A 24499-nucleotide genomic window follows, 5' to 3' on the forward strand; every position below is an offset into this window, starting at 1 on the left:
GGTCCGGATCATGCGTTAGCCGACGCTGGTCATCTTCGGCAGATGAATGGCGCGGCCGAGTGCCTGCTCGACCAGATCGAAGGTGTCGATCAGCACGCGCATGCTGGCAAGCTTGCCCGCCCTGAACTGGGCGAACTGCGCCACGCGCAGGCTGATCGGCCTGTTGGAATCCAGTGCGGTCAGTGAATAGCGCAGCATCGAGGCGGCGGAATCGACGCCGAGCATGATGCTCTCGCGGTCGAAGCGGCGAACGTGGAAATTGTCGGCGATCTGGCGGATGACGTCGAGCACGGCCTCCTTGCCCTGGCGCGCGCCGAGGAACGGAAACATGTCGATCGGGCCGTAGAGCGCCCACTCGACGTCCTCGTCGATGAGCGCTTCGATGTCCTCGAAATGCCGGTCGTTGATCGCGCGGTGCAACGCGCGCGAGAAACGCCAGAGGCTGTGCTCTGTCATTTTGGGCAGTCCTGAAGCTGGCTTGCGAAAGAAACGGAAAACAACCCCATGCACGGTCTCGTGCCGGGGCTCAACTCGTTTGTATACGAATAAAATAAGGGGCTTCGGCCAAAGCGCAATTCACATTTTTGCAATGCACCATTGAGCGGAATTTGTAAGATTTACAACAGAACCCCGTAATCTTCCGGGTCCGCACGCAAGCCCCGGATGCGGGTTCCGGGCGAGGCGAGAAGCATCAATCTCCTCGCGCCCCCGTGATCAGCGGCCCGATCTCCCGCTCCAGCACCTGCTGCACCAAGTCGTAGGAATCGATGATTTCGCGGATCTCCGCCACCAGCCCGCCGCGGAAGGTGTAGAACACCGCCATGTCGAACTGCACGATGCGGCCGTTGCTGCGCTTCCTGAAATAGGCCTGCATGTAGGTCGCGACCGCCTCGCCCTCGGCGAGGATGTGCGGCGCCTTGTAGCGGATTTCCGAATAGCGCGACCAGACCGTCTGCCAGAGCTCGCGCAGCTCGGCCTTGCCGTGGCGCGGCCCCATGTGCGGCAGCACGTCGATCGGCGCATGGGTGAGGAAGTCGACGTCCTCGGTGCAGCAGGACAGCGCCGTCTCGATATCGCCGCGCGCGAAGGCCTCGAGCAGATGCACGATGCGTTGGCGATTCAGCTTCTCGACCGTCATCCTGCCCGTCCTCGTCTGGCCCGTGCCGTCGCGCAGTGCCAAGGCGCGGTCGCGCGCACCGGCAGTTCGCGAGGTCACAGGGACGTTGCAGACGATATGACGCGCGAGCGCCATGCCTGGTTCATGGCATGCAATTGCGGGTTGAATTGCGGTATGCAGCAATTCCCGCCCATCCGGTTGCGTGGCGCGCATGGCGCAATGCGCGCGGAGCAGGCTGCCTGGTGCACCCAGCCTGTCGCCTCGTTCCAGCTCGTGATGATCGTGCTGCTGCAGTCGGTAATGACGGCGAGCGTGGGGTGAGGAGAGCAAATCTCTCCTCGTCATTCCGGGGCGCTGCGAAGCACGGAATCCATAGCCACCACTCGCGCGGTTACGCCTACCTCTTCTTCCACCCACCCCTTCGCCCCGGCATCCCGCCCGTCGACTTCGGCGCCGGCCCGAACTCCGGACCGGACTGCCGCGAGTCCGTCGGCTGGATGATCCGGCTGGTGCTGCCGAACGGCTTTGACGGCAGGCTCGGGTTCTCGCGATAGGGCAGGGATTCCGGGCCGTGCATCTCGTCGAGATGCGGCTTGTGCACTTTCGAGCCGCTGCCGCCGCCGCTGGCCTTCAGCGCGGAGCTCACGGTCTTCTTCTTCATCGCGCTGACCGGCAAATTCGCCGCGTCGCCGTACTTCTTGCTGCCGGCATAGGCGCCGGCCTTGCCCTGCACGGTTCGCTGCTTCGCGGTGGGATCGTCGACCACCGCGAGCTCGGTCGCGCGCAGGCGCTTGACCTCGTCGCGCAGGCGGGCGGCTTCCTCGAAGTTCAGGTCGGCGGCGGCCTCGCGCATGCGGGTTTCGAGATCGGCGAGCACGGCCTCGAAATTGTGGCCGATCGAGATGACGTCGTCGGTCATGTCATGGCCGCCGACCTCGACCAGCACGTGGTCGCGCTCGTAGACCGAGTTGAGGATGTCGCCGATCTGCTTCTTCACGCTCTCCGGCGTGATGCCGTGGGCGGTGTTGTACTCGACCTGCTTCTCGCGGCGGCGGTTGGTCTCGGCGATGGCGCGCTCCATCGAGCCGGTCATCTGGTCGGCATAGAGGATCACCTTGCCGTCGACGTTGCGCGCGGCGCGGCCGATGGTCTGAATCAAGGACGTTTCGCTGCGCAGAAAACCTTCCTTGTCGGCGTCGAGAATCGCGACCAGCGCGCATTCGGGGATGTCGAGGCCTTCGCGCAGCAGGTTGATGCCGACCAGCGCGTCGAACGCGCCGAGGCGCAAATCCCTGATGATCTCGATGCGCTCGATGGTGTCGATGTCCGAGTGCATGTAGCGGACGCGGATGCCCTGCTCGTGCAGATATTCGGTGAGGTCCTCCGCCATGCGTTTGGTCAGCACCGTGATCAGCGAGCGATAGCCGGCCTGCGCGGTGGCGCGCACCTCGCCGACGAGATCGTCCACCTGGGTCCGCGCCGGGCGGATGTCGACGGGCGGATCAATCAGGCCCGTCGGGCGGATCACCTGCTCGACGAAGACGCCGCCGCTCTCGTTCAGCTCCCAGCTGCCGGGCGTGGCGGAGACGGCGACGGTCTGCGGCCGCATCATGTCCCACTCCTCGAAGCGAAGCGGGCGATTGTCCATGCAGGAGGGCAGGCGGAAGCCGTATTCGGCCAGCGTCGCCTTGCGGCGGAAGTCGCCGCGGAACATGGCGCCGATCTGCGGAATGGTGACGTGGCTCTCGTCGGCGAAGATCAGCGCGTTGTCGGGGACGTATTCGAACAGCGTCGGCGGCGGCTCGCCGGGGCGGCGCCCCGTGAGATAGCGCGAATAGTTCTCGATGCCGGCGCAGCTTCCGGTCGCCTCCATCATCTCCAGGTCGAACGTGGTGCGCTGCTCCAGCCGCTGGGCTTCGAGCAGGCGGCCCTGGTCGTGCAGCTGGTCGAGCCGCTGCTTCAGCTCCGACTTGATCGACTTGATCGCCTGCACCAGCGTTGGGCGCGGCGTCACATAGTGCGAGTTGGCGTACATCTTGATGAATTCGAGCTCGTCCTGCTTGTGGCCGGTGAGCGGGTCGAACTCCTCGATGGTCTCGATGGTGTCGCCGAACAGGTTCACGCGCCAGGCGCGGTCTTCGTAGTGCGCGGGGAAGATGTCGATGACGTCGCCGCGCACCCGGAACGTGCCGCGGGTGAAATCGGCCTGGGTGCGCTTGTATTGCAGTGCGACCAGGTCTGCGATGAGCTGGCGCTGGTCGATGCGCTCGCCCTTCTTCAGCGCGAACGTCATCGCGGTGTAGGTCTCGACCGAACCGATACCGTAGATGCAGGACACCGACGCCACGATGATGACGTCGTCGCGCTCCAGCAGCGCGCGCGTCGCCGAGTGGCGCATGCGGTCGATCTGCTCGTTGATCGAGGAATCCTTCTCGATATAGGTGTCGGTGCGGGGGACGTAGGCCTCCGGCTGGTAGTAGTCGTAGTACGAGACGAAATACTCGACCGCATTGTCCGGGAAGAAATTCTTGAACTCGCCATAGAGCTGGGCGGCGAGCGTCTTGTTCGGCGCCAGGATCAGGGCGGGGCGCTGCGTCGCCTCGATCACCTTGGCCATGGTGTAGGTCTTGCCCGAGCCGGTGACGCCGAGCAGCACCTGGCTGCGGTCGTTGCGGTTGATGCCCTCGACCAGCTCGGCGATCGCGGTCGGCTGGTCGCCCTTGGGCTCGTAGGACGACTTGATCTCGAAGCGCACGCCGCCTTCGGACTTCTCCGGGCGCGGCGGCCGGTGCGGCGTCCACACCTTCATGGAGCCGTCGCCCTTGCGGAACTCCGGCCGGCCCTCGCGGATCAGCGATTCCAGCGCGTCCGCGGTGGCCTTGACGCCGAGCGCCTCCATCTTGCTGCGCGGCGGGCGCGCCAGCGCCTCGGCATCGTCCTCCTCGGTGGGAAGGCCGAGCTGCCGCGCCAGTTCCGGATCGAGCGTCGGAATCGTGGCCGCGGTGCCGTAATTGGCCTGCGGCGCCTCCTCCAATCCTGCGAGCTCACTGGACTGACGGGCGCCCGGCGGCTGCGGATTGGGCCGCAGCGGCATCGGCCGCGCGGTATCCTGAGGGAACTCCTTCGGCGTCGAAGCGCGCGCGCGATGCGCAGCGGCCTCGCCTCCCGCGCGGCGGTCGCGCGAATTGTCCGGCGGCGGCTGAAGCCCGGTGCCCGACCCCAGGCCCGCATCGCCGCGATTGATCGCGGGATTGAGCAACTCGGCCAGCGCCGGCCCGATCGGCTGCACGTCGGGGCGGTGTGCCTTCGAGTTCGGAGCCTTGGTTTTCGGGGATTTTGCGGGGGGAGCAGGTTTCTTCGCCATCAGCCGAATATGGGACGAGTCCGCCCCGCAATAAAGGGCGAATGGCCGCCGCCATGCAGGCTGCTGACAGCAGGTTGGCAGCAGGCCGGGACCTTCAGGCCGCCGCCAGCGGCCCGCCGTCGTCCCCGGCCGGGACATGCGGCTCGAGGATGTCGAGATGGATGCCGCCGCAATCGCTGCAGCGCATGGCCCAGTACTCGCATCCGGCGCGGCCGGGGATCACGCGGAGCACCGCGAGATCGCCGTCGCATTCCGGGCAGTTGGACAGCACCGCGCGGATGTAGATCCGCGGCCGCGCTGCGTCGGTTTCGATGATGGACATGACCGGTGTTCCCCCTGCGCGCTTTTTCTCTGGTCCGCCCGCGGACCCGCTGGGCTATTCGTCGTCGCCTTCAGCCCGCCGGCGGAAGCGATCGATGTGGTGCTTGGCATCGGCGATCGCCGCATCGGGATCGGGCCAGGCGAAGCCGACTTCCATGGCAGGAAACAGCACGCCGTCGATGGCTACCGGGCTGAAATCGGCCCGGCGGATCCGCGCGTGCCACAGCCCCTTGCCAGCTTCGAAGGATTCGATGTCAAAGCCGTCGTAAAGGGTCGTCATGAGTGTAGGTCCCACTTTTTTTCGGAGGGTCAGGGGACCACGATTGCGGGTTTTAGAATGTGAAGCGGTTCACAAGCGACGCGGCTTTTTTTGCTCAAGCTTGTCGAAAAGACTTCAGTTCCGCGCGCCGGCGCGGCCGATCCGGCGGGGGCGGGCGGCGGGTTCCGAGGCCGCGCGCATGATCCAGCGGCGGAAGGCGGCAAAGTCGCGCTGCTCGGTTTGAAAGCTGCGATAGAGCAGGTACCAGCGCATGCCCTTGGGCACCGAGAGATCGAAAGGCGCCACCAGCCGGCCGGCCGCGAGATCGTCGTCGATATAGGGGCGGATGCCCATGGCGATGCCGAGCCCGTCGGCAGCTGCCTGCAACGCCTGGCCGTAGAACTGGAACTCGGGCCCCCGCGCGTTGATCCGCGCAACGCCCGCGGCCTTCAGCCAGATCGGCCAGTCCTCGGGCGAGTGCGCGACGCGGATCAGGCTCGGTCCCTTCAGGTCGGCCGGACGCTTCAGCCCGCCCGCGAGGCGTGGCACGCAGACCGGCGTCAGGTCGCCGGCAAACAGCGGCTCGGCGACGAGGCCGGGCCAGTCGCCGGTGCCGAGCTTGATGCCGCAGCTCCAGTCCTCGCCGAACGGCACCGACGCGCCGCCGGTGGTGAAGCGCACCTCGATGTCGGGCTCCTCGTTGCGAAACTCGGACAGGCGCGGGATCAGCCAGCGCATCGCAAAGGTGTGGCCGACGCCGATGGTGAGCACGCGCACGCTCGAGGGCGCCGTCACCTGCGCGGTGAGGCTCGCCAGCGCATCGAAGATCGGGGTCAGCCCGCTCTGATAGGCGCGGCCGGCCTGCGTCAGCACCAGGCGGTTGGCCTTGCGCTCGAACAACGCGACGCCGAGCCGCTCTTCGAGCAGATGCACCATGCGGCTGACGGCGGCCGCCGACACGCTCAGCTCCAGCCCGGCCGCAGCAAAGCTGCCGGTCCGCGCCGCCGCCTCGAACGCCTTGATGCCGTTGAGAAACAGCAGTCGCCGCAAATGCCCGACCCTCAGGAAAGCTGATGCCAGGGCAAGATAACTCAGTTTGCGGAGAGGGGGCAAGCAAGGCACGTTCCGCTCCCCTGACCCGAGAACCTGGAGATCCTGCGCGTGACGCCCCTCATGATCGCGGCCCTCGGATTGCTGATGGTCGCCACCGCATTCCTGTCCGGGCTGTTCGGCATGGCGGGCGGGCTGGTCCTGATCGGCGTGCTGCTGGCCCTGATGCCGTTGCCGACCGCGATGGTGCTGCATGCGATCACGCAGATGGCCTCGAACGGCTGGCGCGCGTTCCTGTGGCGGGCGCATATCCGCTGGCGGCCGGTCGCAAACTATATGGTCGGCGCTGCGGTCGCGCTCGCGGCCTGGTCGCTCACCCGCTACGTGCCGGACAAGCCGGTCGCGCTGCTGATGCTGGGTGCCACGCCGTTCATGGCGCGGCTCCTGCCGGCGAACATCAAGCCCGATCCCGACCGTCTCTGGCAGGGCACGGTCTACGGCACGATCTGCATGGGCCTGATGCTGATGACCGGCGTCTCCGGTCCGCTGCTCGACACCTTCTTCCTCGGCGGCAATTTCGGCCGGCGCGAGAAAGTCGCCACCAAGGCGATGTGCCAGCTCGTCAGCCATTTCACCAAGCTGGTCTATTTCGGCGGCATCATCGACCAGGCGGCGAGCCTCGATCCCGTGCTCGCCGGCGTCGCGATTGCCGCCTCGATGCTCGGCACCACGCTGGCGCGGCGCATCCTCGAAGCCATGACCGACCAGCAATTCCTGGCATGGTCGAACAAGCTGATCACCACCATTGCCTGCTACTACATCGCCTATGGCGGCTGGCTCCTGGTTCGTACCCCGGTGCTGGCCGCCTTCGACAAGGGAGGTTTGCAATGAGCCGCAACGCCGATCCGCTGGTGCTGGACTTCGTCGAATGGGTCGCGCGCGAGCCGCGCGCCTATGCCGAGGTGATCGCGACCTGGAAGACCTCGTGCCCGCGCCTCACCATCTGGGAAGACGCCGCCGACCGCGGCTACGTCGCCCGCGAGACAATAGCCGGCGTGGGGCTGGTCATCGCGGTGACGGAGGACGGCGAGAGATTGCTGCGCACGAACGGGCGGTGATACGCACAGTTGTCTCCACATCGTCATTGCGAGCGTCAGCGAAGCAATCCAGAATGCGTCCGCGGCGGCAGTCCGGATTGCTTCGTCGCACCAGCGCAAAATTGCATTGCAATTTTGTCGCGAGCTCCTCGCAATGACGGAGCAAGCGGAGGCCTTGCATGTCACTCAAACTCTATGAACTCGTCGGCACCGACGCTTCGCGCCCCTTCAGCCCGTATTGCTGGCGCACGCGGATGGCGCTGGCGCACAAGGGGCTGGCGGCGGAATCGCTGCCCTGGCGCTTCACCGAGAAGAGCACGCTTGCGCCGCACGGCTCGGAGAAGGTGCCGGTGCTGTTGCACGACGACAAGGCGGTGGTCGATTCCTGGACCATCGCGAATTATCTGGAAGACAATTTTCCGGATCGTCCGTCGTTGTTCGGCGGCGAGGGCGGCCGCGCCATGGCGCGCATGATCAACGCATGGGGCGACATCGCCATCGTCGGCGGCATCTTTCCGCTTGTAGTCGCCGACATCCCCAACAACCTCGCCGAGGTCGACGCCGCCTATTTCCGCAAGTCGCGTGAGGCGCGCTTCGGCGGCAAGAGCCTGGAAGAGGTGATGGCGAGCCGCGACACCGGCGTGGTCGCGTTCCGCAAGTCGCTGGAGGTGATGCGGCAGGCCTTGAAGAAACAGCCCTATCTCGGCGGCAACGCGCCGAACTACGCCGACTACATCGTGTTCGGCGGATTTCAATGGGCGCGCGTGGTCAGCCCGTTCAAGCTGCTGGAGGCGGATGATCCGGTCTATGCCTGGCGGGAAAAGCTGCTGGACGCGTTCGACGGCATGGCGCGGAAGTCGCCGGGATTTGCGGTGTAGCTTCGTGGGGTGGGCAAAGGCGCAAAGCGCCGTGCCCACCATCTCGCTCGATCGCCAAAAAATGCGTGGGCACGCTTCGCTTTGCCCACCCTACGACACGGCCTCCGCCGCCGCTTTCCTCAAGCACTCCCGGCACAAGCAATCCTCACCCGCGAGCGGCATCGGCAGTTTTGCCGTCTCCTCCGCGCACCAGCAGCTTCCCGAGAGGTCGCAGCCGAACTCGGTGCCGCAGCGGGAGCAGGCGAGGCGGCGCGGTTCCTGCAACGCGGATTCTTTCGGATTTGTCATGATCTACGCCGAAGCTTCGCCGTCATTTTCATGTCGGGTTCATCTGTCGCTGCGGTATATTACGCGCCGCGAACGTAGCAGGAAAGCGGCTCCAACGCGCGAAGGACAGATCGATGGCCCGCGACACGCAAGCTGCCCTCGTCGCGCTCAACCGCTTTGGCTTCGGCGCCCGCGGCGGCGCGTCGGGCGATCTCATCAACGCAGCATCCGACCCGCGCGGCTTCGTGAAGGCCGAGCTTGCGCGTCCCAACGGCGTGCTGCTGGAAGCGCCGGGACTGCAATCGACGCCGCAACTCGGGCAGGCCGTCTTTGCCTATCAGGACCAGGTCAAGCAGGCGCGCGAGGCGGCGAAGGCCGCCACGCCCGCTGAGACGCCGCCGGCCGCGCCGACCGAACGGAACGCCGGGCTCCGCCGCAATCCCTCGCTGAACGCGGCGGCGACGGAGATCGCCGGCCAGATGGCGGATGCGAAGCCTGTGGACAATGCGGCAAAGCCGGACGCCATGCAGCCCGACGCCGCGGCACCGCCGGCCGCAAAGCCCGCGCCGCAGCCGCTCAACGTGATCCAGAAGACGTTTCGCGCCGAGGCACTGGCGCGGCTGCAGCGCGCGACGCTGGCCGAGTGCGGCTTCACCGAGCGCCTCGTCGCGTTCTGGTCCAACCATTTCTGCATCTCCGCCAGCAAGGGCGAGCTGACACGAATCTGGGCGGGCGCGTTCGAGCGCGAGGCGATCAGGCCGCACGTGCTCGGGCGCTTCGCCGACATGCTGAGGGCGGTCGAGCAGCATCCCGCGATGCTGTTCTTCCTGGATAACCAGCAATCGCTCGGCCCGGATTCGCGCGCCGGGCAGAATCGCAAGCGCGGGCTGAACGAGAATCTCGCGCGCGAGATCATGGAGCTGCATACGCTCGGCGTCGGCGGCGGCTACACGCAAGGCGACGTCACATCGCTCGCGCGCATCATCACCGGCTGGACCTTCGCCGGCCGGCAGGGGCAGCTAGGGTCGCCCGGCTCCTTCGTCTTCAACGTCAATGCGCATCAGCCCGGGCCGCAAGTCCTGCTCGGCAGGAGCTACGAGGCCACCGGGCTCGCACAGGGCGAAGCCGCGCTCGCCGACCTCGCGCGCCATCCGTCGACCGCGAATTTCATCGCCGCCAAATTCGTCCGCCACTTCGTCGCCGATGATCCGCCGCCGGCGCTCGTCGGGCGCCTGCGCGATGTCTTCGTCAAGTCCGACGGCGATCTCAAGGCGCTTGCCATGACGCTGGTCGATTCCGATGAGGCGTGGAGGGCGCCCCTGACCAAGATGCGCAGCCCTTACGATTTCCTGGTCGCGAGCGGCCGGCTGCTCGCGCAGGTGCCGGAGGACCCGAGCCGCTATCTCAACGGCCTCAACCTGCTCGGTCAGCCGCTATGGTCACCGCCCGGCCCCAACGGCTTTCCCGACACCAATGCCGCCTGGGCCGCGCCCGAAGGCATCAAGCTCAGGCTGGACATTGCGGCGCAGATCGGCGCGCGGCTCGGCAACAACATCGATCCGCTTGACTTGCTCGAATTTGCCGCTGCAGACGCGGCCTCGATCGAAACGCGCAAAACCATCGAGCGCGCGGAGTCGCGGCAGCAGGCGCTGGCGCTGCTGTTGATGTCGCCGGAAATGCAGAGGAGATGAAGATGATCGACTGCGTCGAAAACCGGCTCCTCACCTCGCGCCGCGGCCTGCTGCTCGGCGGCGCTTCCTTCGCGGCCTGGGCCTACCTGCCGAAATTCGCCCGCGCCGCCGATGGGCGCGATCCACGATTGATCGTGGTGATCCTGCGCGGCGCGCTCGACGGTCTCTCGACCGTCGGGCCGATCGGCGACCCCGACTATGCCGGCCTGCACGGCTCGATCGCGCTCACCGCCGATGGTGCGCATCCCGCGATCATGCTCGATTCCTTCTTCGCGCTGCATCCGGCAATGCCGGAATTTGCGCGCATGTATCGCGACAGGCATGCGGCGGTGATCCATGCGGTGGCGACGCCCTATCGCGACCGCTCGCATTTCGACGGCCAGGACGTGCTCGAAAGCGGCTTTGCCGGCCCGGGCCGCGTGCAGTCCGGCTGGCTCAACCGCGCGCTGGAAGCGCTGCCGCGCGGCGAACGCGTGTCGAGCGGTCTCGCCGTCGGGCCGACCACACCGCTGGTGCTGCGTGGCAACGCGCCCACCGTCGGCTGGGCGCCGGTGGCGCTGCCGCAGGCCGATGACGACACCGCGATGCGCCTCACGGAGCTCTACCGTCACCGCGATCCCGCACTGGCCTCGGCGTTGTCGCAAGGCCTCCAGCTCGACAAGGTCGCAGCCGGCGCAGATATGAAGGCGAAGGGCGGCAACGCCGTCGCGCAGATGCGGCAGGTCGCGCGCGGCGCGGCGAAGCTGATGGCGGCCGATGACGGCCCGCGCATCGCCGCGCTCGCCTTCGACGGCTGGGACACGCATGCCAATGAAGGCGGCCCTGTGGGGCGTCTCGCCTTCCTGCTCGGCGGCCTCGACGGCGCGCTCGCCGAGTTCGAAAGCGGCCTGGGGGATCGATGGCGCGAGACTGTCGTCGTCGTCGCCACCGAGTTCGGCCGCACCGCGCGCATCAACGGCACCGACGGCACCGATCACGGCACGGGAACGATCGCGCTGCTCGCCGGCGGCGCGGTGAAGGGCGGCCGCGTCATCGCCGACTGGCCTGGCCTCAAGCTCGCCGACCTCCATGAGGCCCGCGACCTCAAGCCGACGACGGATCTGCGCTCCGTGATCAAGGGCGTGCTGCAGGACCGGTTCGGCCTGTCCGACCGCGTGCTGGCGGAGACGGTGTTTCCGGATAGCGCGAGCGCAAGGCCGATGAAGGGGTTGGTGGCTTAGGCCGTCATTCCGGGGCGCGCGGAAGCGCGAGCCCGGAATCCGTTCATCGACTTGTTCCGTGGCGAAATGGATCCCGGGCCTGCGCCTTGCGGCGCATCCCGGAATGACGACATGATGGGCCGGGCATCAGGAGAGACCACCCAATGTACATTGCCATGAACCGCTTCCGCGTCGCCAAGGGCTCCGAGGCTGCCTTCGAGCAGGTCTGGCTTTCGCGCGACACCCATCTCGACAAGGTGCCGGGCTTCGTCGAATTCCATCTGCTGAGGGGCCCCGAGCTCGAGGACCACACGCTCTACGCCTCCCACACCGTGTGGGCGAACCACGCCGCGTTCGAGGCCTGGACCAAGTCGGAGGCGTTTCGCGCGGCGCATCACAAGGCGGGCGACAACAAGCCGCTTTATCTCGGCCATCCCCAGTTCGAGGGCTTCGAGGTGGTGCAGACGGTCGGGCGCGGCGCGAAGTAGCGCGCCGCAGAGCTCAGCCCAGGGTGATCTTGTCGATCTCCGCCATCTCATCCGCGCTGAGCTTCCAGGCGATCGCCTTCACGTTCTCCTCGATCTGCTCGACGCGCGTGGCGCCTGCGATCACGCTCGACACCTGCGGGCGCGCGGCGAGCCAGGAGAAGGCGAGTTCCAGCATCGAGCGGCCGTGCGCCTTGGCGAAGGCCTGGAGCTTCTCGACCATGTCCTCGTTGCGCGGCGTGACGTAACGGTCGCGCAGCGCCGGCGCCTTGGCAAAGCGCGTGTCGGCCGGCGCCGCCGCGCCGCGCTGGTACTTGCCCGTCAGCAGGCCGCTCGCGAGCGGGAAGAACGGCAGCAGGCCGAGCCTGTACTCTTGCGCCGCCGGCAGCAGGTCCTTCTCGATGTCTCGCACCAGCAGTGAGTATTCGTCCTGGCACGAGATGAAGCGGCTGACATTCATCGCGCGCGCGGCGAATTCGGCTTCCGCGATCCGCCAGGCCGGGAAGTTGGAGTTGCCGATGTAGCGCACCTTGCCTTGCCGGACGAGGTCGTCGAGCGCACGCAAGGTCTCCTCCATCGGCGTCAGCGGGTCGTAGTCGTGCTGCTGGTAGAGGTCGATGTAATCAGTCTTGAGTCGCCTGAGGCTGGCCTCGACCGCATCCATGATGTAGCGGCGCGAGGCGCCCTGCCTGGTGCCGTCGGTCGCCATCGGCTTGGCATATTTGGTGGCGAGCACGATGTCCTTGCGGCGATCGCCGAGCACGGTGCCGAGCACCGTCTCCGAGCCGCCCATCCCGGCATAGATGTCGGCGGTGTCGAACAGCGTGATGCCGAGATCGAGCGCGCGATGGATCACCTTGCGCGATGTCTCCAGATCCGTGCGCTGGCCGAAATTGTTGCAGCCGAGCCCGACCGCAGACACGCGAAGGCCGGAGGCGCCGAGATTGCGAATTTCCATGGGAGATCCTGTCAGATGAGCAGCGGCACATTGTGACCACCGTGCGCCGCATCAGCAAGCTGATGCCCGCGCTGCTGCCATGCAGACAATCCCGGACAAAAAAATGCGGCCCCTGTCAGACGCGGCGACTGACGGGGGCCGCTTTGGGGCGCTTGATCGGTGACGGGGGGCCTGACCAGACGCAGGCGCAGCGTAGTCTTGCTGTGTTACGCCCGGGTGACAGGCGGAGTTATCCACAAGGCTTCAGGGCGCAGGACTCAGAAGATCTTGCGATAGACGATGAAGCCGGACCGCTCCGCGACCTTGTCGTACAGGCGCTGCGCCGTCAGATTGGTCTCGTGCGTCTGCCAGTACACGCGCGTCGATCCCGCGAGCTTTGCCCGCTCATAGACGCCATGGATCAGCGCCGAGGCGACGCCCTTGCCGCGCGCGGATTCGAGCGTGAACAGGTCCTGCAAATAGCAGGACGGCTCGATCGCGGTGGTGCTGCGATGAAACAGATAATGCGTCAGCCCGAGCAGGCGGCCGTCGTCCTCGGCCACCAGCGCATGCATCGGCTCATAGGCATCGAAGAAGCGCTGCCACGTCATCTTCGTAATCTCGGGCGACAGGGCGGTCGGGCCCGAGCGGCCGTAGAAGGCGTTGTAGCCGTCCCACAGCGGCAGCCATTGATCGTAATCCTGCCTGGTCAGGGCGCGAATGGTGAGGGACATGAGAGAATTCCAGGATCGATGAAGCGTCCTTCATACGTGATGAAGGGTGCGCCGATCAATTGCGCCATCACTTGGACGGTTGGGCATTGGGTGAATCGATGCAGGCTCAGAATCGGATCACCTCTCCCCGTCGAGGAGAGATGATCCCCGGGCGCCGTCAGAGCTTGATTTCAACATGCTCTACTCCGCGACGCGCAGGTAGCGGGTCAGCTTGCGGTTTGCGGGGTCGCGCAGCGAGCGGTAGTAGTCGGCGCGTGATGGCTCGTCAGTGTGGCGCACGAGGTCGGTCACCGGGGTGTAGCTCAGCATGCGTCCACCGTCGGGCAGCGCGGTGCAGACGAAGCGCAGCACCTCGCCGTTGCTCAATTTGATGTTGATCGGCGTGGCATCGCCGCCCCGCACCATCTCCATGCGTCGTGCGATGAAGGTGCCGAGCTCGTCCTCCGGCAGCTCGAACGCGCCGGTGTCGCGGCCGTGATACATCAGCGCGATGAAGGGTGGCTTGCTTTCGGCGATCTCGTCCGGCACCGCAAAATAATCGCGGAACGCGCGGTTGATGAACTCGGCCCGGGTCTCGGCATCGAGCAGCACGATGCCGATATCGACCTGGTCGAGCGCGGCCGACAGCCGCGCGGCCGTGGCGTGGCTCCGGCGCTCGGCCGCGACCGTGCCGAGCAGCCGCTCGCGCATCAGGCCGGTGATGCCGGCGGTGCCGACAGCCGTGACGGCCAGGAGACCGAGCCGGACCAGATCGGCGGCGCCATAGCCGGAAACGCCGTGGCGGTTGAGGAAGAACAGCGCCGCGCCGATCACTGCGACAACGGCCGTCGTCATGGCGGAGGCGAGCCCCGCGAGCGCGCCGGCGAGAGCCACGATGCAGACCAACAGCGGCGCGGGCGAGGGGGTGGAAAAAAGGCGATCGAACAGCATTGCCAGCAGCAGGGCCGCTGCCGTCAGCGCCGGACCGGAGATCGCGCGCCATCCGAACCGCATGGACCAGTCTCGCTCCTCACGAACGAGGTCAGGCCGCAACACTGACTGATTGTTGCGTGACTGCGATGCGGTTTCGTGCGGCGTGCTTAAGGCGCGCTTGCGTGCACCCCTCAAGCTTTCCGATGATTTTAGACCATGTGCGCGTGCTTGACGCGCTGTTGCAGTGCGGGCGCATTCAGCGTCGACGTCCCGACGCCCTTGCGCGTGCCGACGATGATCAACAGCGACGCCGCGACCAGGATGGCCGCGGTCAGGGTGATTGCAACGACTACCACAGGTGATTTCATCGACGTCCTGTCGCGATGCCGGTCGGCGCGGGCCGCACGGTGCCCTGAAGGTAGGTCCAGGATGAAACGGGAATCAGACCGGCAGGCCCATCGCCATGGTCGCCTTGGTCGATAGCACCGTCAGGGTGACGATCAGGCACAGCGAGAGCGCGGCGACGGCTAGCGAGGCCGCGACCGCATGGGTGAGCCGGGAAGACGCGACGGTAGCGGATGGGCTCTGAAAGCCTGCCGTGCCGGACGCCCGCATCATGGTCTAAATCCTTCAACACGCGAGCGAATCACCCGCGACTTCCTGGAATTTCCCAGTTTCAACCGGCAATATTGCGGCGGCTATCGCGCCAAAAATGGCGAGATTGCGGCAAAGGGGGCCCTTATGCCCGCTATTCGCCCGGGCGCGGCGCCCGTCAGGCGCCCGCCGCGATGCTGGCGGGGTCGTCGATGTCCGCCGGGCGCCAGTCCATGGTCACGAAACCGGGTGCGGCTTCGACGCGCTCGAGCCAGTCCCGGATCGCCGGGAAGGTGGAAAGATCGAAGTCGCAGCGGTCGGCGAGGTGGGTGTAGCCGTACAGCGCGATGTCGGCGACCGTGAGCTGGCGCGCAGCGAAGTAGGCGTTGGTCTTGAGATGGTTCTCCATCACCTGGAGCGCGCCATAGCCGCGCTCCATCCAGTCCTCCAGCGAATGGGTCTGGAGATCGCGGCCGCCCTTGACCAGCGACAGCCAGAAATAGGCGGCGCCGATGTTCGGCTCGAGCGCGTGCTGCTCGAAGAACATCCATTGCAGCGCTTCGGCGCGATCGATGCGGTTTTCCGGCGCGAGCGGCGTGCCGACGGCGACGTACCAGAGGATGGCATTGGACTCGGCGAGATAGCGGCCCTCGCCGACCTCGAGCAGCGGCACCTGTCCCGACGGGTTCTTGCTGAGAAAGTCCGGCGTGCGGCTCTCGCCGCGCAGGATGTCCACCTCCACCGCTTCATAAGGCAGGTTGAGCAGCGCCAGCGCAAGGCGGACCTTGTAGCTGTTGCCCGAGCGTTGCATCGAATAGAGCTTGTACATTCTGCAGTTCGAATCCGAGGACGTGAAGACGCGGCGATCGTGCCCCCGCGAGGCGGCTAAACAATGATGCCGATGCGAATCCGCCGCAAGAGCCGGCCAATAGAAAAACTTGAAAACCCTGCCGCACTGCAACGTTGCGGAAGATCATTTCCGCGCGACGATGCAATTCAGTTCACGTGTACGTCAATCTGCGGACGCATCGCTCTACGAGGCCGTGAAGCACGTAGGCCATCGCATGGACGATCGGGATTAGGACGCCAGTGCTTCCGCATCGTCATGGCTGGGCTCGTCCCGGCCATCCACGTCTGACTTGCCGCACGAAGAACGTGGCTGCCAGGGCCTTCGCCTCGCCGAAGCGGCTTCGGCCGCGCAGGCGGGACAAGCCCGGGCATGACGACGAGCGGTCTCCTGGCGACGCTCAACGCGCAAAAATTGCTCCGAGGACAGGCCTTGCCGGATATGAGGAATTCCGGAGGTTGAATTGCGCAATATTGCTGGGAAACCGCACCTCGAAACGCCGGAAATCGGCAATCTTTTTCGAGATCGGGCCGAAGTTTCTTGCGGCGCAGCGGCACACGTTTTAGGGTGGCTCATTCCCACAATTGGAGTCGTGAGGCGAATGGCTTCACGACGCTCGCCAGGAGATGATGATGTCCTTCCTTGCCGCTGCGCTCGACCGTGTGAAGCCGTCCGCGACCATCGCGGTCACGGACAAAGCACGCGCGCTGAAAGCGGCTGGCCGCAACGTCATCGGCCTCGGCGCCGGCGAGCCCGACTTCGACACGCCCGCCAACATCAAGCTGGCGGCGATCCACGCCATCGAGGCCGGCAAGACCAAGTACACCGCGGTGGACGGCATCCCCGAGCTGAAGGAAGCCATCATCGCCAAGTTTCAGCGCGAGAACGGCGTCGCCTACAAGCCGAACCAGATCATCGTCGGCACCGGCGGCAAGCAGGTGCTCTACAACGCGCTGATGGCGACCATCAATCCGGGCGACGAGGTGATCATTCCCGCGCCCTATTGGGTCAGCTATCCCGAGATGGTCGCGCTCGCCGGCGGCGAGCCGGTGCCGGTGGTCTGCACCGCGGCGACCGGCTTCAAGCTCCAGGCAGAGGCGCTCGAGCGTGCGATCACGCCGAAGACCAAATGGGTCATCCTGTGCTCGCCGTCGAACCCGACGGGAGCCGCCTACACGCGCTCGGAACTGAAAGCGCTCACCGACGTGCTGGTGAAGCATCCCCATGTCTGGGTGATGACCGACGACATGTACGAGCATCTCGTCTATGACGACTTCCAATTCACCACCGTCGCGCAGGTCGAGCCTGGTCTCTACGACCGCACGCTCACCGTGAACGGCGTCTCCAAGGCCTACTGCATGACCGGCTGGCGTATCGGCTACGCCGGCGGTCCGGCGCATCTCATCAAGGCGATGGCGACGATCCAGTCGCAATCGACCTCGAACCCGTGCTCCATCGCGCAATGGGCCTCGGTCGAGGCGCTGAACGGTCCGCAGGAGTTCATTCCCGCCAACAACAAGGTCTTCAAGGAGCGGCGTGACCTCGTCGTCTCCATGCTCAACCAGGCGAGCGGCATCGAGTGCCCGCGCCCCGAAGGCGCGTTCTACGTCTATCCGTCCTGCGCCGGCACCATCGGCAAGAAAGCGCCGTCGGGCAATGTGATCTCCAACGACGAGCAGTTCGTCACCGAGCTGCTGGAGACCGAAGGCGTCGCCGTGGTGCAGGGGTCGGCCTTCGGCCTTGGACCCGCGTTCCGCATCTCCTATGCGACCAAGACCTCGGACCTCGAAGACGCCTGCAAGCGCATCCAGCGCTTCTGCGGCAATCTGCGCTGAGGCTCTGCCGCGACAGCAGCGACAAGGCATCGAAAAGGCCCGCCTCTGGCGGGCCTTTTTAATTGTTTGCACGCTTATCCTCGTGCGCGATCTGGCACCACCACGGCTGTTGTGGCATAGACCATCACGCAACACGGGTGGGGCGCTCTCGCTGCTCGCATCACATCATCGCCGGAGACATTCATGCGCCGTTCATTCCTCCTCGCAGGGCTCACTGCCGCCAGCCTTCTTGCCTCCGTCGCGACCGGTGGCGCGCAGCAGCGGATGACGCGGGTCGGCGTGCTCGAGTGCCGCGGCGGTGCCAGTGTCGGCTTCATCGTGGGATCGGTAACCCATCTCGGCTGTGTGCTGCGCGCCGACGGCTTGCCCGAGGACCGCTACGTCGCGACCATCCGCAAGGTCGGCCTCGACATCGGCATCACCCAGGAGACGGCGCTGGCCTGGGGTGTGTTCGCACCGGTCGACCGGCTCGGCCCCGGCGACCTCTCCGGCAATTACGCGGGCGCGCAGGGCAGCGCCTCGGTCGGTGTTGGACTTGGCGGCAACGTTCTGGTCGGCGGCTCCAACAACTCGATCGCGCTCCAGCCGCTCAGCGTACAGGGCCAGGTCGGCCTCAACGTCGCCGCCGGACTCGAAAGCCTGGAACTGCGCCCGGGGCGTTAGTTTAGTTTGCGGGCCATTTGTCTCGGTAGGCCTCTAGCCGAGTAGCGTGTTTCAGTCTTTCCTCAAGGTCGTGAGCATCAATTTCTGGAAACAGAGCGCGAAATCTCTGTTCGGTTAGCATCGAAAGCAGCATCCTGATGTAAGCTGGTTCACTCGGATGGTAGGGATCGGCAAATTCATCCGGCCGGCCACCGAAACTCTCCAGTCTGCTGAAGTCAAAATAGAGCACGCCCTGGTTTCGGATCCATTCCTGCGTTTCTGCCGATCGAAACTGTCGCCACGCCCCGTAGTGTGATGATCGCTCTATGGCGTCGCGCACCTTGGGAATGTAAGGCATGGTCACCCCGACGAGCGCGATACCTTTCTGTCTTGCCAACTCGGTGAAGCGTTCGAAGTCCCGGAGAATAGAGCTGTCGAGACGCTGGGCGGGAACGAGAGGCCATTGCTTTCCTGCCTCGATTGCAGAAACGCTGTCCGTTCCGTCGTCGAAAGTGCGCGATCCGTAATTGTAGGATCCGTCAAGACGAAATCCAGAGCCGGTCCGTATCGCAGATAAACCCAATGCGGGGGTGCCATCGTAAGAGGGCCAGGGAAATCTGCGGGTGCGCACCAGATCCTCGAATACGCCGAGAATAATGCCGATCTGTTCAGGTGTCGCCCAGCCGCCTATTTCGCCGCGAGATTGAGATGAGTAGGTTGTCTCGAATGTGGGAACGAAGGGAAAATAGTCGATCGAGAAAATAATAACGCGGGGGCTGAAGTCGCCGAATTCCTCGAGCATGCGAGCGAAGTCACGGACCACAAAAACTGCGTTCGCAGCATTATAAAACCTTGTGGGATGAAACATGGCGCTACGCCACTGATTTGCGCGTGAGGATCCCATCGCCACCGCTTCCGGTTTTCTCTGGAGAACCGCATCTACCTTCAGCCGGTACGAATGATCCGACAGCTTGGGAAGGTATACGAATGACGCTCCATGGGCCTGCAGCCACGCGACGGTGCTGACGGGCAGCAGTTCGCCGCACAGAAGGGGGATTCCGAGTCCAGGAACTGCGATCATCGCCAGGGGCAGCAGAAAGATGCCCAGCCGTAGGAGGAATCGCCTGGCCGGGTGAGTGCCGGTGAACGGGCTAGAACTTGAAATAAATGAACTGCTGGACATTCGAAGATGCTTGTGAAGCGTGCTGGATCATTGCGGAGACGATGCATGCGACGGCGGCGTAGTAGCCTGACCAGCGGAGCCAGACCGGGAAGGGCTTGGCGTCCTTGGCCCATGTGACCAGGAGGTCGTATGCGATGACTGCCGCGATTGCTAGCAGAGGCTTCGTCTGCGCGACCGTTGCGACGCCCTCGGCTCCGGTGAAGAGTGTCTTGTAGATCCAAAGCGCCTCTCGGAGACCGCTGGCGCGAAATAGGATGAACGTCAGGGTGACGATGACGAACGTCGTCACGGCACGCAGCACCAGCAGCACCGGGCGCGGAATGCGGGATCGCCAGAACCGATCGCGCCGGGCGAAGGTGAGCGTCGAGAATGCGACGAGGGCGCCGTGGATCAAGCCGAAAACGGCGAAGTTGAATCCGGCGCCGTGCCAGATGCCGACCAGCACGAAGGTGAAGACCAACGCCCCGGCAAGACCATACTTCCCCCAACGCCTTGCCTGGAACTGCAATGGCATGAAAACATAGTCGCGAAACCAGGAGGACAGGCTGATGTGCCAGCGCCGCCAGTAGTCGGGCAGATTCTGGCTGAGCCAGGGTTGCATGAAATTGATCGTGAGTTCGATACCCAGCAGGCGAGCACTTCCGATCGCGATCAACGAGTAGCCGGCAAAGTCTGCGTAGACCTGAAATGAAAAATAGATGGTGGCGAGCGCCAGGTCGACGGCCCCGTGATTGCGGGGCGCCGAATAGATGGCGTCAACATAAGGTGCCAGCGTATCGGCGACGACGATCTTGAGGAACAGGCCGGTGAGGATGGCGCGCAGGCCGGTAACCGCGCGTTCGTAGTTGAACACGCCGAGATTTTCGAGTTGCGGCAGCAAATGCCGCGCGCGCTCGATCGGACCGGCGGTCAGATGCGGGAAGAAGAGCATGACTGCGCCGAATCGGATTGCGTTCCTTTCGGCCGGCTGGCTTCCGACAAAAACGTCAATGACGTATCCGGCTGCCAGAAACGAATAGAACGAGATGCCGATCGGCAGGATGACGTTGGCCATCGTCGACCATCGGACCGCCAGATCGCTGTCGGGTGGCAGCAGATGATAGGCGGTTGCTGCGTACTTGAAGAACAGCAGCGGCAGGAGGGTCGCTGTCAGGAGCGCCGCAAACAGCATACCCCGCACCCGGCCCTCGGGCACGCGAGACAGGACGAGTCCGGAGAAATAGGCCAGCGTGGCGACTGCGACCAGCACGTACCACGTGCCAGGATTGAGGCTGACATAGAAGAGTAGGCTGATGAAGGTCGTCGCGAGCAGGCGTGGCGCGCCCTGCGGAATGGCGTGCACGATCAGCGTCACAATTCCAAGAACCAGCAGGTAACGCAGATCGCTGAACGCCATTGGCTACGCCGGAAGCTTCCCGCGCAAGCAGTCCATCATCTCGCCGACGTTCTGGAAGCCCATCACCTCGCGGGTGCTGAACTTCACCTTGAAGGTTTCCTCGAGCGTCATGATCAGGGTGATGTGATTCAGCGAATCCCAACCGACGACGTCCTTTGCCTGCATCTCCCGATAGATGTTCAAGTCCGGATTGTCGAACACCTCGCGGAAGACGTTCTGTACGCGTGTTTCAAAATTGCTCATTATGATTGTGGCTCTGGTTCGTGAATGATGATCGGGATGGATTGGAGCTGGTATTGGCCAAGATCCAGCGAATAGACGCGCGTTGTGCCTTCTTCGCCGGCCGCGGCGAAACCTTGCTGCGGATAAAGATTTTCGACGATGCCGTTCTTTGTAGTCGGGATGTAGCGCCCGACCAGCCTGCGGCAGCCCAGTTGCCTGGCCTTTTCGGCCATAACCTGAACCGTCAGATCCTCGACGCGGCGCCCGAGCACGCGGCAGCTCATGATCCACGTGTCGACGATGGCATCACTGCCCGACTTCCTCAAGATCACCGTTGCGATGATGCCGTTGTCGCCGAGCCGGTCGGCCAGCCGGATGCAGAAAGCCGCGGCGTCGCGATCAGCGGCAAGCTGGCGCAGATCGGCCTCGCTGTGCCGGATCGTCGTGAGGTTGAATTGGTTGCTGCGCTGGACAAGCTGAAGGACACGGGGCAGCGCGTAGCTGTCGAACGGCAGGATGTGCGCCTCCATCCTGAGTTCGGCGATGAAGTCGTCCAGCCCGTGGAACTTCTCCCGGATCGTCTGACGCTGGTCGTCCGCTTGATAATAGGCGAGCCGGGCCAGATCCTCGGCCGTCGCCGACCGGCCTTCGAACAAATTCCAGCGGGCCAGATCGCTGATGAAGTCGGCGGGGTCAGTCGACAACTCCGGTACCTGCATCGCGGGAAACGCCGTTCGGATGAGCGACCGCTCGAAAGCTGTGTCGTCTAGGAAGACGAAGCTGTCGAGGCCGAGGTTCAACTTTTCCCGGATCGCGAGAATATTGCTGGCCTTGTCGCCGAAATTGGCGACGACGGCCGCGAAATCATCCCAACGCAAGATCATGTCTGGATGATTTTTCAGGACGTCAGTTACGTTCGCCTGGTCGTTCTTGCTGCAGACCGCGAGCAGGACGCCGCGAGATTTCAGTTCGAGCAGAGCGATCTGGAAGCGCTGGAAAGCGAGCCCGAGTTCGGTCTGCCCAATCTCGAGCCGGTCCGCGCCGTCCTCGGCCAGAATGCCTCCCCACATCGTATTGTCGAGATCGACGATCACGCATTTGATGCCGGCGCCGCGTTCCACCAGTATGGTATCGCTGACGTTCTTGACCAGTGATGGGATGAAGGACGGGGACAATGCCTGCTTCGCTTGGCACCAGAGTCGTTCGTCGAGCCAATGGCGCTTGCCGTGGTAGCCGGCCTGAAATTCGGTATCGACGATCTTCACGCCCTGCTCGGAAGCGGCGTCGAGAAGGCGCTGATTTATCCGGGTTACGGTGGACGTCAAAGTATCGCGCTCGCTCGCGGTGCGATTGCCAAACGGACGATTGAGCGGCACCACGAAATTGTGCTGAATCAGGATAGCGTTGCTGCGCGACCGAACCCGCTTCCACAGTTCAACCATCTCGCTGCTGACGCTATCCGCGAACGCGGCCTTTTCGGCACTTCGCGCAAAACGGTGGTAGAGCGCCTGGGTTGCCGTGAACAGGATGACCACTTCCGGATCGAAGCGATAGAGTTCGCTCGCCGGGTTCAATATCTCCTGGCGTATCGTATCGAACTCGGCCTCGTATATCTCAGGCCACCATCCCCTCAACTTCAAGGTGGCGGCGAGTGCCTGCCCGTAATGTTGGGTGGCCGCGTCGCCGAGCAGCGCAATACGCAAGTTCGGCTGCCCGTCCTTTCGTTCGATGCGCCGGCCGAGCGAAATCAACCGATGGAACGGCAAATCGGCCAGTTCCCACGCCTGCGGCAAGTTCAGCAAATCCATACGCCGGGAGTTCCGATTAGAGCTAGACGGTTACTGGTAAATCGTTATCGGTCGCGTCATTGAGCGACCTCACATCCAGAATGCGATGCCAGGTCTTGCCCGATGCCAGAACAGTCCCGCTGTCGTCAGTGATCGCGATATCAAGTACAATCGTCGCGACAGCCTCGCTGATCTGCCTGACCGTCGCTGCCAGCTTGACGTCACAGGGTGCGTAGCATGGCTTGCGAAAGGCAATATCCGCTCGCTCAAGGACCGATCGCGGGCCCGGAAATTCCGTTCCGACGAGGCGTGACACTAGGGCCATTAGGTAAGCCCCGTGCACGACGACGCCGTCGAAGCCTGCGGCCTTTGCGAACTCCGCGTCAACATGCAAAGGAGCAGTGTCGCCGGACAGCGCGACATATCGGGCCAGGTCATCCCGGGTGATCGGAATTCCCAGATGATGGGTCTGGCCGACGTGAAAGGCTGTCAACATTCGTGGCTGGTCCGCTGTAGGCCGCAATGATGGCGATCGATAGCTGATTATTGCCGAACTGTTGCCCGACGTTGCAGACTATTGCCATGAAGCGGGTGTGGCAGTCAAAGCCCAACTAGAGTTAGAGCTCAGACCACAGCTCTGCGGGGTTGAAGCGGCGAGGTGCCGGCCCGGTGGTGCGTCCGGGGCGAATTGCCGATGTTCCTGTTCAGCTTGTTTGCCGCGGGATTTCGGTGGTACTTTCGCAGTTCACAGGAAAGACGAGGTCAATTTGTTGAACAATCTGCAAAAATGGGCCGCCATTTGTAACGAGATGCAGGAAAATTATCCGGTTCTCGCGACCCCGTTTCTTGCTGCAGAAAAGCGATTCGGGCCGCGTTGGGTCGAGGAAGCGGTGCCGGCCATCGAGGGGATGTATGGTGACATCGGCAGTCCGTTGTCGGGTCGACTGAAAGACGCCTTGGGTTGCTACGCCGAGTTCGCGAACGATTCCATGCGCCATCAGGTCATGTTCGAGCGAAGCGGAAAATATCGTGCCTCCAATTATGAGGAGGTGCGCGCGGCGTTGTACGACAACGCTGACCACATGACTCAGAACTATCTGCCGGGTCTCTGGTTCTCGCACTACGTCTGGCCGCAGCATTACTTCACGCTGATCGGATTCACGAGCTGCGTCTTGCCGCGGATCGAAGATGAGGGCGTATTCTTCGAAGTCGGCGTCGGCTGTGGCATGTATTCCAAGATCACCCTGGACAACAAACCGGGCATTCGGGGCATTGGTTTCGACATCAGCCAGCACTCACTTGATTACACCGGCCGGGTGATGAAATCGTTCGGCTACGAATCTAGGTATAGGTTGGAAAACCGCGACATCCGCTACGGCTATGACGTCAAGGCGGATTTCCTGATTTGCCAGGAGGTCCTCGAACATCTGGAAAATCCAGCGGAGTTCTGCCGCTGGCTATTCGACATGATCCGCCCGGGAGGGCAAGCTTTTATCACCGCCGCACTCAACGCGGGCCATTCCGACCACATCTTCCTCATTCGTCATCCCGTCGAGGTCGAGAAGATGCTTAGCGAAGCCGGCTTTCAAATCTCGCGTATCCAGGAAGAGAGCGCTCCGGGTTCTAAGCCGCGCAATCTGACGCCCAGTCTCGCCGGTTTCCTCTGTGCAAAACCGCTTTGA

General features: G+C 64.2%; 28 protein-coding genes. 10 read left to right on the forward strand and 18 right to left on the reverse strand.

The annotated features are described in order from the left end of the window. Window positions 1-15: 15 nt before the first annotated feature. Together XH96_RS06460 and XH96_RS06465 are read right to left on the reverse strand one after the other, a co-directional pair. Window positions 16-456 carry a nuclear transport factor 2 family protein gene (locus XH96_RS06460; protein ID WP_194391543.1) on the reverse strand — a complete coding sequence of 147 codons (441 nt, stop codon included), beginning with the start codon at window positions 454-456 and terminating at the stop codon, window positions 16-18. A 235-nt stretch (window positions 457-691) separates the two neighbouring features. Continuing rightward, complete coding sequence (locus tag XH96_RS06465; protein ID WP_246789975.1) at window positions 692-1252, reverse strand: nuclear transport factor 2 family protein; 561 nt, start codon at window positions 1250-1252, stop codon at window positions 692-694. Between XH96_RS06465 and XH96_RS06470 the strand changes: the two genes are divergently transcribed. After that, window positions 1235-1438, forward strand: a complete 204-nt coding sequence (locus XH96_RS06470; RefSeq protein ID WP_194391545.1) for a hypothetical protein — start codon at window positions 1235-1237, stop codon at window positions 1436-1438. The two genes, XH96_RS06465 and XH96_RS06470, sit on opposite strands and share 18 nt — an antisense overlap. 76 nt (window positions 1439-1514) lie before the next feature. Here the strand turns inward: XH96_RS06470 and uvrB are convergent, their stop codons facing one another. The 4 genes from uvrB to XH96_RS06490 all read right to left on the reverse strand — a co-directional run bounded on the left by uvrB (window position 1515) and on the right by XH96_RS06490 (window position 6111). Further along, on the reverse strand, window positions 1515-4481 hold the full coding sequence (gene uvrB, locus XH96_RS06475; protein ID WP_194391547.1) for an excinuclease ABC subunit UvrB: 2967 nt from the start codon (window positions 4479-4481) through the stop codon (window positions 1515-1517). Between the two features lie 94 nt (window positions 4482-4575). After that, window positions 4576-4803 (reverse strand): hypothetical protein, encoded by a 228-nt coding sequence (locus tag XH96_RS06480; RefSeq protein WP_194391548.1) that lies wholly within the window; start codon window positions 4801-4803, stop codon window positions 4576-4578. A gap of 54 nt (window positions 4804-4857) precedes the next feature. Then, window positions 4858-5082 (reverse strand): hypothetical protein, encoded by a 225-nt coding sequence (locus XH96_RS06485; protein WP_028176666.1) that lies wholly within the window; start codon window positions 5080-5082, stop codon window positions 4858-4860. Between the two features lie 114 nt (window positions 5083-5196). Beyond that, a complete protein-coding gene (locus XH96_RS06490) occupies window positions 5197-6111 on the reverse strand; it encodes a LysR substrate-binding domain-containing protein (protein WP_194391550.1) in 915 nt (304 codons plus the stop codon). 111 nt (window positions 6112-6222) lie between these two features. On the opposite strand from XH96_RS06490, the gene XH96_RS06495 reads away from it, so the two are divergent. The 3 genes from XH96_RS06495 to XH96_RS06505 all read left to right on the forward strand — a co-directional run bounded on the left by XH96_RS06495 (window position 6223) and on the right by XH96_RS06505 (window position 8086). Continuing rightward, complete coding sequence (locus tag XH96_RS06495) at window positions 6223-7002, forward strand: sulfite exporter TauE/SafE family protein (protein ID WP_061877456.1); 780 nt, start codon at window positions 6223-6225, stop codon at window positions 7000-7002. Next, a complete protein-coding gene (locus XH96_RS06500) occupies window positions 6999-7229 on the forward strand; it encodes a hypothetical protein (RefSeq protein WP_028176669.1) in 231 nt (76 codons plus the stop codon). Before XH96_RS06495 ends, XH96_RS06500 begins: the two co-directional genes overlap by 4 nt. Before the next feature lie 158 nt (window positions 7230-7387). After that, window positions 7388-8086, forward strand: a complete 699-nt coding sequence (locus XH96_RS06505; protein ID WP_194391552.1) for a glutathione S-transferase family protein — start codon at window positions 7388-7390, stop codon at window positions 8084-8086. 90 nt (window positions 8087-8176) lie between these two features. On the opposite strand, the gene XH96_RS39040 is transcribed toward XH96_RS06505, so the two are convergent. Beyond that, window positions 8177-8374, reverse strand: a complete 198-nt coding sequence (locus XH96_RS39040) for a cysteine-rich CWC family protein (RefSeq protein WP_246789977.1) — start codon at window positions 8372-8374, stop codon at window positions 8177-8179. A gap of 113 nt (window positions 8375-8487) precedes the next feature. Between XH96_RS39040 and XH96_RS06510 the strand changes: the two genes are divergently transcribed. From XH96_RS06510 to XH96_RS06520, 3 genes are all read left to right on the forward strand, one after another. Beyond that, complete coding sequence (locus XH96_RS06510) at window positions 8488-10044, forward strand: DUF1800 domain-containing protein (RefSeq protein WP_194391553.1); 1557 nt, start codon at window positions 8488-8490, stop codon at window positions 10042-10044. A gap of 2 nt (window positions 10045-10046) precedes the next feature. Next, window positions 10047-11264, forward strand: coding sequence for a DUF1501 domain-containing protein (locus XH96_RS06515; protein ID WP_194391555.1), 1218 nt, complete (start codon window positions 10047-10049; stop codon window positions 11262-11264). 143 nt (window positions 11265-11407) lie between these two features. Beyond that, window positions 11408-11731 carry an antibiotic biosynthesis monooxygenase gene (locus XH96_RS06520; protein WP_024340421.1) on the forward strand — a complete coding sequence of 108 codons (324 nt, stop codon included), beginning with the start codon at window positions 11408-11410 and terminating at the stop codon, window positions 11729-11731. 13 nt (window positions 11732-11744) lie between these two features. On the opposite strand, the gene XH96_RS06525 is transcribed toward XH96_RS06520, so the two are convergent. The 6 genes from XH96_RS06525 to XH96_RS06550 all read right to left on the reverse strand — a co-directional run bounded on the left by XH96_RS06525 (window position 11745) and on the right by XH96_RS06550 (window position 15734). Next, window positions 11745-12686 carry an aldo/keto reductase gene (locus XH96_RS06525; protein WP_194391557.1) on the reverse strand — a complete coding sequence of 314 codons (942 nt, stop codon included), beginning with the start codon at window positions 12684-12686 and terminating at the stop codon, window positions 11745-11747. Between the two features lie 257 nt (window positions 12687-12943). Further along, a complete protein-coding gene (locus XH96_RS06530; protein ID WP_194391559.1) occupies window positions 12944-13399 on the reverse strand; it encodes a GNAT family N-acetyltransferase in 456 nt (151 codons plus the stop codon). Window positions 13400-13579: 180 nt separating this feature from the next. Beyond that, window positions 13580-14392 carry a PAS-domain containing protein gene (locus XH96_RS06535; protein WP_194391561.1) on the reverse strand — a complete coding sequence of 271 codons (813 nt, stop codon included), beginning with the start codon at window positions 14390-14392 and terminating at the stop codon, window positions 13580-13582. A 128-nt stretch (window positions 14393-14520) separates the two neighbouring features. Further along, window positions 14521-14667, reverse strand: coding sequence for a hypothetical protein (locus XH96_RS06540; RefSeq protein WP_162131603.1), 147 nt, complete (start codon window positions 14665-14667; stop codon window positions 14521-14523). Between the two features lie 85 nt (window positions 14668-14752). Next, complete coding sequence (locus tag XH96_RS06545; protein ID WP_162832045.1) at window positions 14753-14929, reverse strand: hypothetical protein; 177 nt, start codon at window positions 14927-14929, stop codon at window positions 14753-14755. Between the two features lie 154 nt (window positions 14930-15083). Then, entirely contained in the window at window positions 15084-15734 is a 651-nt protein-coding gene (locus XH96_RS06550; RefSeq protein ID WP_194391563.1) for a glutathione S-transferase family protein, read from the reverse strand. A gap of 650 nt (window positions 15735-16384) precedes the next feature. Here XH96_RS06550 and XH96_RS06555 point away from each other — a divergent pair. Next, complete coding sequence (locus XH96_RS06555) at window positions 16385-17587, forward strand: pyridoxal phosphate-dependent aminotransferase (protein WP_028176678.1); 1203 nt, start codon at window positions 16385-16387, stop codon at window positions 17585-17587. Window positions 17588-17770: 183 nt separating this feature from the next. Next, complete coding sequence (locus XH96_RS06560) at window positions 17771-18250, forward strand: DUF992 domain-containing protein (RefSeq protein ID WP_194391565.1); 480 nt, start codon at window positions 17771-17773, stop codon at window positions 18248-18250. A 1-nt stretch (window position 18251) separates the two neighbouring features. Here the strand turns inward: XH96_RS06560 and XH96_RS06565 are convergent, their stop codons facing one another. The 5 genes from XH96_RS06565 to XH96_RS06585 are packed head-to-tail and all read right to left on the reverse strand — an operon-like array spanning window position 18252 to window position 23313. Further along, window positions 18252-19412, reverse strand: a complete 1161-nt coding sequence (locus XH96_RS06565; RefSeq protein WP_194391567.1) for a hypothetical protein — start codon at window positions 19410-19412, stop codon at window positions 18252-18254. Next, window positions 19381-20766, reverse strand: a complete 1386-nt coding sequence (locus tag XH96_RS06570; protein WP_194391568.1) for an MBOAT family protein — start codon at window positions 20764-20766, stop codon at window positions 19381-19383. The genes XH96_RS06565 and XH96_RS06570 overlap by 32 nt, the downstream gene beginning before the upstream one ends. 45 nt (window positions 20767-20811) lie before the next feature. After that, entirely contained in the window at window positions 20812-21051 is a 240-nt protein-coding gene (locus XH96_RS06575; protein ID WP_194391570.1) for an acyl carrier protein, read from the reverse strand. After that, window positions 21051-22838, reverse strand: coding sequence for an HAD family hydrolase (locus XH96_RS06580; RefSeq protein WP_194391572.1), 1788 nt, complete (start codon window positions 22836-22838; stop codon window positions 21051-21053). The genes XH96_RS06575 and XH96_RS06580 overlap by 1 nt, the downstream gene beginning before the upstream one ends. 22 nt (window positions 22839-22860) lie before the next feature. Further along, complete coding sequence (locus tag XH96_RS06585; protein ID WP_194391574.1) at window positions 22861-23313, reverse strand: MaoC/PaaZ C-terminal domain-containing protein; 453 nt, start codon at window positions 23311-23313, stop codon at window positions 22861-22863. A gap of 274 nt (window positions 23314-23587) precedes the next feature. On the opposite strand from XH96_RS06585, the gene XH96_RS06590 reads away from it, so the two are divergent. Beyond that, complete coding sequence (locus XH96_RS06590; protein WP_194391576.1) at window positions 23588-24499, forward strand: bifunctional 2-polyprenyl-6-hydroxyphenol methylase/3-demethylubiquinol 3-O-methyltransferase UbiG; 912 nt, start codon at window positions 23588-23590, stop codon at window positions 24497-24499.

Source organism: Bradyrhizobium sp. CCBAU 51765, from assembly GCF_015291725.1.
Lineage (GTDB): Bacteria > Pseudomonadota > Alphaproteobacteria > Rhizobiales > Xanthobacteraceae > Bradyrhizobium > Bradyrhizobium liaoningense.